Origin of the sequence: Pseudomonas entomophila (genome assembly GCF_013523165.1) — a bacterium.
In the GTDB taxonomy this organism is placed as follows: Bacteria; Pseudomonadota; Gammaproteobacteria; order Pseudomonadales; family Pseudomonadaceae; genus Aquipseudomonas; species Aquipseudomonas entomophila_A.
In genome coordinates, this window is record NZ_JAAMQI010000017.1 from 49,627 (window position 1) to 61,972 (window position 12,346).

Below are 12,346 nucleotides of genomic sequence, written 5' to 3' on the forward strand. Positions count from 1 at the left end.
CGGGGTCCTGGCGCTGGGGCCGTCGTGTTTCTGTCGTCTACCGTGCCGCCCGGCGCGCCTCGGCAGAAGGCTGGCCGATGAAGCGCAACATCCACAGCCCCACCAGATCGCCTTGATGCGCGTGGGCCAGGCTGTTGATGGCCTTGTCGTAGACCGCTGGGTCGAAGTGGTGCTGGCGTGCCTCGAGCAGGGCCTTGGCGTAGTCGTGCACGAATTCGGGATGCCCTTGGAAGCACAGCACCTGATCGCCGATGTGATAAGCGGCGTAGGGGCAGAAGTCACTGGAGGCGATGACCTGGGCCCCCGGGGGCAGACGGGTGACCTGATCCTGGTGGCTGATGAGCAGGGTGAGTTCCGACGCCTCTTCATCCATCCCTGGCGCGTGCGCGTCCAAGGTGTAGCGATGCACCCCGACACCCCACCCTTGGGGTGCACGCCCGGCCTGCCCGCCCAGGACCAGCGCCAGCAACTGGTGCCCGAAGCACACCCCCAGCAGTTTCTCGCCACGCGCGTACAGCGAGCGCAGGTAGACCTTGAGTGTCTGAATCCAGGGATCGTCGCCGAACGAGTCGGCCTTGCTGCCGGTCACCAGGTAGGCGTCGAACACGTCGTCCTCGCCCGGGTAGTGCCCGTTCATCACGTTGTACACCTGGAACTCGGCAGCGACCGGCTGGCGTGCGAACAACTGCTCGAACATCTTTCCGTAGCCTTCGTACTGCGCGATCAGCTCGGGTCGCAGGACGTCGGTTTCCAGGATGCAGAGGCGTAGCGACATAGGGTTAATCCTGAACGACATAGTGTGGATGGACCCGTAGAGCGTGCCGCGAAAGCCGCGTACAAGCAAGGGCAAGCCATCTGACGAGTGGCGTTCGTCGGGTCGTTCGCATGTTCGTCGATCACCCGTGTCTAGTTCAGGTATGCCAGCGCGTTCAACGAACATGCCCTGCACTTCGCGCATAAGTTGGCATAAGGTTAGAACAAAGCGTTCTCAAGCGATCATCGCGCTGACCCTGCAGTGGGTTATATACCCTGTAAGAAGACAGGACGTGGAAACAGCGGGGGTTGCTGTCACGTTCCACTGTACGAGAAGGAAAGCCACGATCTATCAGGAATAACAAAAAGAAGGCAGTCCGCCATGTTCAGAGATTCGAAAGTCCGCCAGGCAGGTCTCATCCTGTTCGCCACGACCTTGTTGCTGATCTTGCCGAACCTGACCCGCCTGTTTGGGTGATGCAGGGGGGCAAGTTCACAGGCAGATCTTGAGCGCCCGAAAGCACTGCGCACCGAGGGGTGTCATACGTCGAGCGGTATTGATGCAGGGTTGTCTGATCCATCAGGTGGCTGACTGATGGGCCCTGCGGGCCCAATCGCGGCACAGGGGCCGCTCCTACAGTTTTGGACCGCATCGCTGATCTGTCAGCTCGATGCGATCCCCCTGTGGGAGATTCTATGGTTTCCACCAAGTGTGATGTGGGCCCTGTGGGCCCGATCGCGACACAGGGCCACTCACCCGTAGCCGCACCACGGCATCGTCCCCTGTGGGAGCGGCCCCAGTGCCGCGATTGGGACCGCAGGGCCCACGAGGTCAGTCACCACGGGTATCGCCGAGAGGGACTGACCACACCAAGATGACGCTTGCCTAGAGGCCCTATCACGCAAACGTGGCAGCCTCAGGCCAGCTCGGCCATCCGAGCCTTGGCCTGGCCCAGGCCCTTCTCCTGATGATCGCCACCCATGTTCAAGCCTTCGGCATGGACGAAGGCGACATCGGTAATCCCGATGAATGCCAGGACCTGGCGCAGGTAGGGTTCCTGATGGTCGCTGGCGGCGCCGGCATGCAAACCGCCGCGGGCAGTCAACACGATCGCCCGCTTGCCTTCGAGCAGGCCGACCGGCCCATTGGCGGTGTACTGGAACGTCACGCCGGCACGCAGCACATGGTCCAACCACGCCTTCAACGTACTGGGGATGGTGAAGTTGTACATGGGCGCAGCCAGCACCAGCACATCGGCCTGCAGCAGTTCGTCGATCAGTTCGTTCGACCGCGCCAGCGCCTGACGCTCTTCGGCGCTGTGCTGGTCCTCAGGCTTCATCCAGCCGCCCAGCAAGTCCATGGCCATGTGAGGCACCGGGGTGATGGCCAGGTCACGTACCGTCGGTACGTCTTCAGGGTGTGCGGCCTGCCACTGGGCGATGAAGTCACGGGTGAGCTGGCGGGACACCGAATCCTGTTGGCGAGCGCTGCTTTCGATGATCAGGGCGTGGGACATGGAAAACTCCGAAAATGAGGGGTGGCGATTCGATGGACGCAGATTACCCCCTTGACCTATCGATAAAAAAGCGCAAAAGTTCGGGTCAACCTATCGATAAAACCGTTCTTTCGACGGCTTCAGGAGCCTTGCATGAAAGCGCCTCGCGTCACCCTGGATCAATGGCGAACTCTACAGGCCGTCGTCGACCATGGCGGGTTCGCCCAGGCCGCCGAGGCCCTGCACCGCTCTCAGTCTTCGGTCAGCTACACGGTGGCGCGCATGCAGACCCAGCTGGGCGTTCCGTTGCTGCGCATCGATGGGCGCAAGGCCGTGCTCACCGAAGCCGGCGACATGCTGCTGCGCCGCTCGCGGCAACTGGTCAAGCAGGCCAGCCAGCTCGAGGACCTGGCCCATCACATGGAGCAGGGCTGGGAAGCGGAGGTGCGCTTGGTGGTCGATGCCGCCTATCCCAGCGCACGGCTGGTTCGGGCCCTGGCGGCCTTCGTGCCGCAGAGCCGGGGCTGTCGGGTTCGCCTGCGCGAAGAAGTGCTGTCGGGGGTCGAGGAGGTGCTCAAGGATGGCATCGCCGATCTGGCCATCAGCAGCCTCAACCTGCAGGGCTACCTGGGCACCGAGCTGAGCGCCGTGGAATTCGTCGCGGTCGCGCACCCCCAGCATGCCTTGCACCGGCTCGACCGCCAGCTCACCTTCCACGACCTGGAAAGCCAGTTGCAGGTGGTGATTCGCGACTCCGGGCGCGCACAACCTCGCGACGTCGGTTGGCTCGGGGCCGAGCATCGGTGGACGGTGGGCAGTCTGGGCACGGCAGCGACGTTCGTCGGCAGTGGGCTGGGGTTCGCCTGGCTACCTCGCCACATGATCGAACGCGAACTGCGCGAAGGCCTGCTCAAGCCCCTGCCGCTGGATCAAGGCGGCAGCCGACACCCTCTGTTCTACCTGTATGCCAGCAAGGACAAGGCCCTGGGCCCGGCCACGCAGATTCTCATCGACCTGCTGCACCGCTTCGACACTGCGCCGCTGGACGTGCCTTTCGTCGCACCTGCTCAAGCCTGACGCTCGGAACGCCTGCCCATTGCCAGGGTCCGACACTGAAGACACGTCGAGGCGGTCACATCGCGTCACAAACCGACGCCTTCGGGCAGCCTGACTACGCGCCACGCATGACTGGCGGCCGCTGGCGTTTCGCGGCACCCTACGCGCGTCATCACCGCGCCTGATCAGGCTCATCCGGCAAGCGCGGTCGTCGTATCCACCTCTCAAGGATCATTGCGCCCATGTTGAAACCCCTATTCCTGGCGGCCTGCTCGCTCGCCTTCGCCACCCAGGCCCTGGCCTCGGATGCACAGCCGCACGTTCAGCTGACCACCAGCCTGGGTACCATCGAGATCGAACTGGACGCCGAAAAGGCCCCGCTCAGCACCCAGAACTTCCTGAAGTACGTCAAAAGCGGGTTTTACGACAACACGATCTTCCACCGCGTGATTCCAGGCTTCATGGTGCAAGGCGGCGGCTTCACGACCCAGATGGACCAGAAGCCGACCCGCGATCCGATCCGCAACGAAGCCAGCAATGGGCTGCACAACGCCCGTGGCACCCTGGCCATGGCGCGCACTGCCAATCCGAACTCGGCCACCAGCCAGTTCTTCATCAACGTGGCCGACAACGCCTTCCTCGACCCCGGCCGCGATGCAGGGTATGCCGTGTTCGGCAAGGTGACCAAGGGCATGGAGGTGGTCGACCAGATCGTCAACGCGCCCACCGGCATGCAGAAAGGCATGCGTGACGTGCCGAAGGACCCCATCCTGATCAAGTCGGCCAAGCGCCTCGACTGAACCGGGGTGTCACACGGATGTGAACGACCTCGGTCGCGCAGAACAGGAGCCCAGATGTCCAAGCTGTATCGTCGTTTCGAGCAATTGATCGATATCTTCCGCGAGGCGCCCACCGAGGCGCCTCCCGGCAAGGTGTTGCCGTTCTACTTCTATTACTTGCGTCAGGTCTGGCCCAGCTTCGTCGCCCTGCTGGTGGTCGGGCTGGTGGCCTCGTTGATCGAGGTGGCGATGTTCAGCTTCCTCAGCCGCATCATCGACCTGGCCCAAGGCGCGCCCGACCCTGATTTCTTCAGCGCCCATGCCAGCGAGCTGACCTGGATGCTGGTGGTGGTGCTCCTGCTGCGGCCGATCTTCTTCGGCCTGCACGACCTGCTGGTGCACCAGACCATCAACCCGGGCATGACCAGCCTGATCCGCTGGCAGAACCACACCTACGTGCTCAAGCAGAGCCTGAACTTCTTCCAGAACGATTTCGCCGGCCGTATCGCCCAGCGCATCATGCAGACCGGCAACTCGCTGCGCGATTCGGCGGTGCAGGCGGTGGACGCGCTGTGGCATGTGCTGGTCTATGCGATGAGCGCGCTGGTGCTGTTCGCCGAAGCCGACTGGCGCCTGATGCTGCCGCTGCTGGCCTGGATCGTCCTGTACATCGCTGCGCTGATGCACTTCGTGCCGCGGGTCAAGGCGCGCTCGGTGGACTCCTCCGATGCCCGCTCACGGCTGATGGGGCGCATCGTCGATGGCTACACCAACATCGCCACGCTCAAGCTGTTCGCGCACACCGACCACGAGCGCCAGTACGCGCGCGAGGCGATCCGCGAGCAGACCGAAAAGACCCAGCTGGCCTCGCGGGTGATCACCAGCATGGACGTGGTCATCACCACGCTCAACGGCCTGCTGGTGGTGCTCACCACCGGCCTGGCGCTGTGGTTGTGGAGCCGATCGCTGATCAGCGTCGGCGCCATCGCCCTGGCGACCGGCCTGGTGATCCGCATCGTCAACATGTCGGGCTGGATCATGTGGGTGGTCAACGGCATCTTCGAGAACATCGGCATGGTCCAGGACGGCCTGCGCACCATCGCCCAGCCGGTGACGGTGACCGACCGGCCCGATGCCCCGCCGCTTCAGGTGCGTCGCGGCGGTGTACACTTCGAGCACGTGGCCTTCCATTATGGCCAGGGCAACAAGGTGATCGACGGGCTGGACCTGCAGATCCGGCCGGGGGAGAAAATCGGCCTGATCGGCCCGTCGGGCGCCGGCAAGTCGACCCTGGTCAACCTGCTGCTGCGCCTGTACGACCTGGACGGCGGGCGTATCCTGATCGACGAGCAGGACATCGCCCACGTCAGCCAGGCCAGCCTGCGCGCGCAGATTGGCATGATCACCCAGGACACCTCGCTGCTGCACCGCTCGATCCGCGAGAACCTGCTCTACGGGCGGCCCGAGGCGAGCGACGACGAAGTGTGGGAGGCCGTACGCGGCGCCCGGGCCGATGAGTTCATCCCGCTGTTGTCCGATGCCGAAGGGCGCATGGGCTTCGACGCGCATGTCGGCGAGCGTGGGGTGAAGCTGTCCGGCGGCCAGCGCCAGCGCATCGCGATCGCCCGCGTGCTGCTGAAGAACGCCCCGATCCTGATCATGGACGAGGCCACCTCGGCGCTGGATTCGGAAGTCGAAGCGGCGATCCAGGAGAGCCTGGAGACCTTGATGCAGGGCAAGACGGTGATCGCCATCGCCCACCGCCTGTCGACCATCGCACGCATGGACCGGCTGGTGGTGCTGGAGCAGGGGCGGATCGTGGAAGTCGGCAGCCATGCCGAGCTGCTGGCCCAGGGTGGGCTGTATGCGCGCCTGTGGCAGCACCAGACCGGCGGCTTCGTCGGCGTCGATTGAGCGCGAGGGCAAGGCCAGGGTTGTCTGACGAGGTGGCTGGCCGCACAATGCGCGCCTGGCACCTCGCCGGGCCCGGCGCCCACCTCGCGTGGCCGCCCTACCCGCTCGGCCCTCTTCCGCTTTGCCGCAGGAACCCCGCATGAAACTGGACAAACCCTCTGCCATCGCCCGTCGCAACGAAACGCTGACGCGCCCGGTGCTCACCCGCGACAACACCTTGTTCGCGGCCCTCGACCCCAAGCGTCAACTGTGGTGGTTCGAAGTGCCGGTCGCCTTGTTGCGCAAGGGGCAGCCCGATTGGGTCAACCTGCTGTTGCACACGCCGGACACCGACACCCTGCAACACCTGAAAGTCCCGGTCAATTTCCTGCGGGCGCATCAGGAGCAGATGGAAGTACGCAACGCCGGCAAGCGCCGTTCGACCATCAGCCTGGCCTTGAGCGCCGACCGCGACTCCCTGCTGCGCGACACCCGTCCCGGTGGCGAGCAGCTGGACTTCACGCCCTTCGTGCAGGCCTGATCAGGCCCGCTCGATGCGGTCGTCATGGATGACGATGCGCCCCTGCTTGAACAGGCCGCCGATGGCCTTCTTGAAGTTGCCCTTGCTGACGCCGAACAGCTGGCTGATCACCTCGGGGGCACTCTTGTCGGAGACCGCCAGCGTGCCACCGGCCTCTTCCAGGCGCGTCATGATCTGCTGTTGCAAGTCATCGGACAGGGCCTGACCGACCGGCTGCAGGCTCAGCGAGACCTTGCCGTCGCTGCGCACGTCTTTGATGAAGCCGGCTTCCTGCATCCCCGACCGCAGGAACTTGAACACCTCGTTCTTGTGGATCAGGCCCCAGTGACGGTCCTCGATGATCGCCTTGAAGCCCATCGGCGTCTCGCCCGCGATCAGCAGCCGCACCGGTTGCCCCGGCGTGTAGCTGGCTGGCGTGCGGTCCAGGTAGCGGTCCAGGCGCGCCGTGGCGGTGATGCGCCGGGTGCGTTTGTCGAGGTAGGCATGCACCACGCAGTAGTCGCCGATCTTCAGCGGGCGCTGCTCTTCGGAGTACGGCATCAACAGGTCCTTGGACAGCCCCCAGTCGAGGAAGATGCCGGCGTTGTTGATGTCCTTGACCTTGAGGCTGGCGAAGCCGCCGACCTGCAGCTTGGGTTTTTCGGTCGTGGCGATCAGCTGGTCCTCGCTGTCGAGGTAGATGAACACGTTCAGCCAATCGTCGACTTCGGTCGGGGTGTCCTTGGGGATGTAACGGCGCGGCAAGAGGATCTCACCGTCGGCGCCACCGTCCAGGTACAGGCCGAAGTCCGTATGTTTCACGATTTGCAAACTGTTGAAGCGCCCGAGCAGAGCCATAACCGATAAATCCTCCAGACAAGGCCGCCATTCTACACCCGAACAGGGGACACTGCCCGAACCGTGGTTGAACCGTCCTGGCCAGCGTCCGTCTACACCTGGGCATGCCTTGGCCAGGAATCGCTCATGCCCACACGCCTCTTGCTTCGCCTGCACTCGCTGCTGCTGAGCCTCATCGTGCTGTCGAGCCTGGCGGCCTGCAGCCGCATCGACCTGGCCTACCGCAACCTCGACGTCCTGGTGCCCTGGTCGCTCAACGACTACCTGGACATGAACCGCACGCAGAAGGACTGGCTCGACCAACGCCTGCACCAGCACCTGGCGTGGCATTGCCAGACCCAGTTGCCGGGCTACCTGGACTGGCTCGACCGAGTGCGCACGATGGTGGCCCAGAACGCCGTCACCGACGCGGCGTTGCGCCAGCGCACCGAGGAGGCGCGTGACGCCATCGGCCGGGTCGCCGAAGCGATCACGCCGTCGGCCACCGAGTTGCTGGCAGGCCTGAGCGACGCCCAGGTGGGCGAGCTGCGCGAGGCGTTCGCCAAGGACATTCGCGAGCGGCGAGCCGAGTACGTCGACACCCCGCTGGCACGGCAGATCGACGAACGTGCCGAGCGCATGGAGAAACGTCTCAAGCCTTGGCTGGGCTCGCTCAGCCCGGCGCAGCGCCAGCGCGTGATGCAGTGGTCGCAGGCACTGGGCGATCAGAACCAGGCCTGGATCACCAACCGTGCCGAGTGGCAGCGCCAGTTGCTGTTGGCCGTCGAGCAACGCCATACACCGGACTTCGCACCCCGGATGGCGCAATTGCTGCAGCACAAGGACAGCCTCTGGACGCCTGCGTACCGTCAAGCGTTCGATCAGACCGAGACCCAGGCGCGCAGCCTGGTGGTCGACCTGCTCAAGGACAGCTCGCCCGAGCAACGCCAGCGCCTGCAGGACCGGCTGGGCAAGGTGCGGCAGGATTTCAGCGCGCTGAAGTGCCTCAAGGAGGCATGACGCATACCTCGAACGATGGCGATCATCGGGGGTAAGGTGCGGCTTGGGCACCGCTCAAGAACCTGTTGGAGCGGGCTTGCCCGTGATGGCGTCCGGTCCGTCACCGCCTGCATCGCGGGCGAGCCCGCTTCTCCTGAGAAATTGACTCGGTCTGCCAAGGTAGGCATGCGGTCCAATCGGCGGGAGTCGCGTACACTCCCGGCCCGACGCCACCAAGCGCCTCTATCCTGCCGGAGTTCCATGTGCCACCGATCGCCCTCGCCCGTTTGCTGACCCTTGCCGCCGTCTGGGGCGCCAGTTTTCTCTTCATGCGGATCATCGCGCCGGTGCTGGGTACCGTGCCTACAGCCTTCTTCCGCGTGGCGATCGCCTGTCTGGGTCTGGTGCTGATCCTGGGCCTGGCGGGGGTGAAGTGGCGCTTCGAGGGCAAGCTGGGGGTGTGCATCATGCTGGGCATGATCAACTCGGGCATTCCCGCGACCCTGTATGCCGTCGCCGCCCAGGTGCTGCCCGCCGGCTATTCGGCCATCTTCAACGCCACCACGCCGCTGATGGGCGTGCTGATCGGCGTGCTGTGCTTCAAGGAGCCCATGACCCTGGCCAAGCTGGGCGGCATTTTCCTCGGGCTGCTGGGCGTCGGCATCCTTAGCGGTGCCGGGCCGGTGGCGCTCGATGCTCATCTGTTGCAAGGCGCGCTGGCCTGCCTGGCCGCGACCACCTGCTATGGCTTTGCCGGTTATCTGGCGCGCCGCTGGGTGGGCGGGCTGGACAGCCGGCTGGCGGCCCTGGGCAGCATGCTGGGCGCCACACTGCTGCTGACCCCGCTGTTCGCCTGGAGCGTATCCACCCACCCACCTGCACACTGGGGCGGCTGGGCGGTGTGGTCGTCGCTGCTGGGCCTGGGGCTGATCTGCACGGCGTTCGCCTACATCCTGTACTTCCGCCTGCTGGCCGAGATCGGCCCGGTCAAGGCCAGCACCGTGACCTTCCTGATCCCGGTGTTCGGGGTGCTGTGGGGCGCCTGGTTGCTGGATGAACCGCTGTCCTGGGCCCACGCATATGGTGGGGCATTGATCGCAGCGGCGCTATGGTTGGTGTTGAAACCTTCAAAGGTACGGTAATCGACTGTCGCTGAGAGGTACGTTTTGTGATGCACGGCCGATACACAGGCGCACGATTGCGGCTACCCTGAGGGTGCGACTCCCGGCACCGCCTCTGGCGCCATCTCTCAGTGACATTGAATCGACAGGGATACTGACCATGGGCACTTGGGCACTACACGCATTCGGCAATGATGAAGCAGCGGACTTTCTCGACGACCTGACCGCCAAGGGCGACCTCGAACTGGTCACCCAGGCCGTGCAGGACGCGGTCGAGCAGGAAGACTACCTGGAGGCCCCGTCGGCCGAGCTGGCGCTGGCGGCGATCGAGGTGCTCTGCGCACTGCGCGGCAGCCCGTCGCCGCTGTTTCAGGCGCAGAAAGACTTGCCTCAGTGGCTCGATGAGCAGGCCGGGCACGATGCTCAGGTGTCGAACGACACTGCCCTGCAGGCCATCGACCGGCTACTGGGCGGGTCGTCGGAGCTGGCCGAGCTGTATGAAGAGTCCGACGAGAACGAGGCCTGGCGCGACGGTGTGCTGGCGCTGCGCGAGCGCGTGGCCGGGCTGGCCGTCGAACCTCAGCGTCGGGCCCAGGCGGGCCGCTGAACGACGCTGAGGCCAGGGCCGCTTCCCACGTTCGACACGTGCGTCGATGCCGCTAGGGAAGCTGCCCGGGCACGCTGGATTCAGAACAGCCAGCGGAACAACAGGTACGCCACCACCACCGCCAGCACCGGCCGCAGCACGCGGTAGGCCTTAGGGTTGGCGCGCTTGAACGTCTTGACGCGACCACTGATGCGATTGCTGAAGCGCTTGCTCCAGGCATACGCCTGGTTGATGCCGCCCACACGTTCGTCGTCGGTGTTCTGCGGTGCGGTGGCGCGGCCGAGGAAGGCGCTGACCTTGCGGTTGAGACGGGTCATCAACGGGCTGGTCAGTGGCCGCTCCACATCGCAGAACAGGATCACGCGCGTCACGTCGGTCTCGTTCTTGACCCAGTGCACGAAGGTCTCGTCGAACATCACGTCCTGCCCGTCACGCCAGGCATACGGCTCGCCATCGACGTAGATCCGGCACTGGTCGGAGTTGGGCGTGGACAGGCCCAGGTGGTAGCGCAGCGAACCGGCGAACGGGTCACGGTGCGGGTTCAGGTGGCTGCCACCGGGCAGCAGCGCGAACATGGCGCCCTTGACGTTGGGGATGCGGTTGACCAGCTCCACGGTGCGCGGGCACAGCGCCTCGGCCGACGGCAGCGGCTTGTCGTACCATTTCAGGTAGAACCGCTTCCAGCCCTTTTTGAAGAACGAACCGAAGCCGGCGTCGTTGTCCTTCTCGGCTGCGCGGATGTAGCCCTCGTCGAACAGGCGCATGGCCTCTTCGCGGATCTCTTGCCAGTTGTCCTTGAGGATGTCCAGTTCAGGGAAGCGGCTGCGGTCCAGGTAGGGTTTGGACGGCACGCCGGAGAACAGGTACATCAGACTGTTGTACGGCGCGAACAGCGCCGAATGGTTGACGAACTGGCGCAGCACCGGCAGACGCGCCTTGCCGCGCAGGTGCACGAACAGGACGCTGCCGAAGAACACCAGCAGCACAGCCGCCTTCACGGCGAATGAAAAGGTCATGCGACACTCCTTCGGGAACAGGCAGGCGATGGCAGCCTGCCTGGAAAATCAGCCGTGCATCATAAACCCATCCGGCGCCGGTAAGAACACTCCGGGCCATCGAGCGGACGGGCGATGATGCACCGGCGCTGGCGCCGATGCCTTGCGCCAGCGCAATGACCGGGTGTCTGCCTGCGAGGGCGACGCGCCAGTCAGGCCTGCATCACTGCTGGATTTCCTGCTCGGTGAACAGGTCGCTGAACAGCATGCTCGACAGGTAGCGCTCGCCGGAGTCGGGCAGGATCACCACAATCGTCTTGCCCTGCATCTCGGGTTTCTCGGCCAGACGCGCTGCCGCAGCCATCGCCGCACCGCAGGAGATGCCGCACAGAATCCCCTCCTCCTGCATCAGGCGGCGGGCCATGGCCTTGGCTTCGTCGTCGCCCACGGTCTCGACCTGATCGACCAGCGACAGGTCCAGGTTGGCCGGCACGAAGCCGGCGCCGATGCCCTGGATCTTGTGCGGGCTGGGGGTGAGCGGTTCACCGGCCAGGGCCTGGGTGATCAGCGGCGAGCTGATCGGCTCCACCGCCACCGACAGGATCGGCTTGCCCTGGGTGTGCTTGATGTAGCGCGAAATGCCGGTCAGCGTACCGCCAGTGCCGACGCCGGCGACCAGCACGTCCACCGCGCCATCGGTGTCGTTCCAGATTTCGGGGCCGGTGGTCTTCTCGTGGATGGCCGGGTTGGCCGGGTTGTCGAACTGGCCGGGCATGAAGTACTGCGCCGGGTCACTGGCGAGCAGCTCCTCGGCCTTCTCGATGGCCCCTTTCATGCCCTTGGCCGGCTCGGTCAGCACCAGTTCGGCACCCAGGGCCTTGAGCACCTTGCGCCGCTCCAGGCTCATCGAGGCCGGCATGGTCAGCATCAGCTTGTAGCCACGGGCCGCGGCGACGAAGGCCAGGCCGATGCCGGTGTTGCCCGAGGTCGGCTCGACGATGGTCATGCCCGGCTTGAGCTTGCCGCTGGTTTCGGCCTCCCAGATCATGTTCGCACCGATCCGGCACTTGACCGAGTAGCCTGGATTGCGCCCTTCGATCTTGGCCAGCAGGGTCACCCCACGCGGGCCGATGCGGTTGATCTGCACCAAGGGCGTGTTGCCGATGGAGTGGGCGTTGTCAGCGTAGATACGGCTCATGGCAGGTCCTTGTAACCGTGCGGGGAAAACCCGAAGGGTAAGCCTGCCCGACCAGAGCGTAAAGCCCGCCAGAACTCGCCCCGCCCTTCAGG

Annotated in this window: 12 protein-coding genes; 7 read left to right on the forward strand and 5 right to left on the reverse strand. The window is 64.9% G+C overall.

The features are described from left to right. Window positions 1–37: 37 nt before the first annotated feature. Together G7Z99_RS14390 and G7Z99_RS14395 are read right to left on the reverse strand one after the other, a co-directional pair. Window positions 38–775 carry an amidotransferase gene (locus tag G7Z99_RS14390; RefSeq protein ID WP_181094891.1) on the reverse strand — a complete coding sequence of 246 codons (738 nt, stop codon included), beginning with the start codon at window positions 773–775 and terminating at the stop codon, window positions 38–40. Between the two features lie 895 nt (window positions 776–1,670). Beyond that, a complete protein-coding gene (locus tag G7Z99_RS14395) occupies window positions 1,671–2,270 on the reverse strand; it encodes an FMN-dependent NADH-azoreductase (protein WP_181094893.1) in 600 nt (199 codons plus the stop codon). 132 nt (window positions 2,271–2,402) lie between these two features. Here G7Z99_RS14395 and G7Z99_RS14400 point away from each other — a divergent pair, with 132 nt between their 5' ends. The 4 genes from G7Z99_RS14400 (at window position 2,403) to G7Z99_RS14415 (ending at window position 6,518) form a co-directional block, all read left to right on the forward strand. Next, window positions 2,403–3,326 (forward strand): LysR family transcriptional regulator, encoded by a 924-nt coding sequence (locus G7Z99_RS14400; RefSeq protein ID WP_181094895.1) that lies wholly within the window; start codon window positions 2,403–2,405, stop codon window positions 3,324–3,326. Window positions 3,327–3,547: 221 nt separating this feature from the next. Then, window positions 3,548–4,105 carry a peptidylprolyl isomerase gene (locus tag G7Z99_RS14405; protein ID WP_181094897.1) on the forward strand — a complete coding sequence of 186 codons (558 nt, stop codon included), beginning with the start codon at window positions 3,548–3,550 and terminating at the stop codon, window positions 4,103–4,105. A gap of 54 nt (window positions 4,106–4,159) precedes the next feature. Continuing rightward, window positions 4,160–5,998: an ABC transporter ATP-binding protein gene (locus G7Z99_RS14410; protein ID WP_181094898.1), complete on the forward strand. Its 1,839-nt coding sequence runs from the start codon at window positions 4,160–4,162 to the stop codon at window positions 5,996–5,998. A gap of 139 nt (window positions 5,999–6,137) precedes the next feature. Further along, window positions 6,138–6,518 (forward strand): hypothetical protein, encoded by a 381-nt coding sequence (locus G7Z99_RS14415; RefSeq protein WP_181094900.1) that lies wholly within the window; start codon window positions 6,138–6,140, stop codon window positions 6,516–6,518. Here the strand turns inward: G7Z99_RS14415 and G7Z99_RS14420 are convergent, their stop codons facing one another. Continuing rightward, window positions 6,519–7,355, reverse strand: coding sequence for a CvfB family protein (locus tag G7Z99_RS14420; protein ID WP_181094902.1), 837 nt, complete (start codon window positions 7,353–7,355; stop codon window positions 6,519–6,521). Window positions 7,356–7,481: 126 nt separating this feature from the next. Here G7Z99_RS14420 and G7Z99_RS14425 point away from each other — a divergent pair, with 126 nt between their 5' ends. The 3 genes from G7Z99_RS14425 (at window position 7,482) to G7Z99_RS14435 (ending at window position 10,061) form a co-directional block, all read left to right on the forward strand. Further along, entirely contained in the window at window positions 7,482–8,354 is an 873-nt protein-coding gene (locus G7Z99_RS14425; RefSeq protein WP_181094904.1) for a DUF6279 family lipoprotein, read from the forward strand. A gap of 242 nt (window positions 8,355–8,596) precedes the next feature. Continuing rightward, a complete protein-coding gene (locus tag G7Z99_RS14430) occupies window positions 8,597–9,475 on the forward strand; it encodes a DMT family transporter (protein WP_181094905.1) in 879 nt (292 codons plus the stop codon). 139 nt (window positions 9,476–9,614) lie between these two features. Next, window positions 9,615–10,061: a DUF4259 domain-containing protein gene (locus G7Z99_RS14435; protein ID WP_181094907.1), complete on the forward strand. Its 447-nt coding sequence runs from the start codon at window positions 9,615–9,617 to the stop codon at window positions 10,059–10,061. 80 nt (window positions 10,062–10,141) lie between these two features. On the opposite strand, the gene G7Z99_RS14440 is transcribed toward G7Z99_RS14435, so the two are convergent. After that, entirely contained in the window at window positions 10,142–11,077 is a 936-nt protein-coding gene (locus G7Z99_RS14440; RefSeq protein WP_181094909.1) for an aspartyl/asparaginyl beta-hydroxylase domain-containing protein, read from the reverse strand. 202 nt (window positions 11,078–11,279) lie between these two features. Continuing rightward, complete coding sequence (gene cysK / locus G7Z99_RS14445; protein ID WP_181094910.1) at window positions 11,280–12,254, reverse strand: cysteine synthase A; 975 nt, start codon at window positions 12,252–12,254, stop codon at window positions 11,280–11,282. Between the last annotated feature and the right edge of the window lie 92 nt (window positions 12,255–12,346).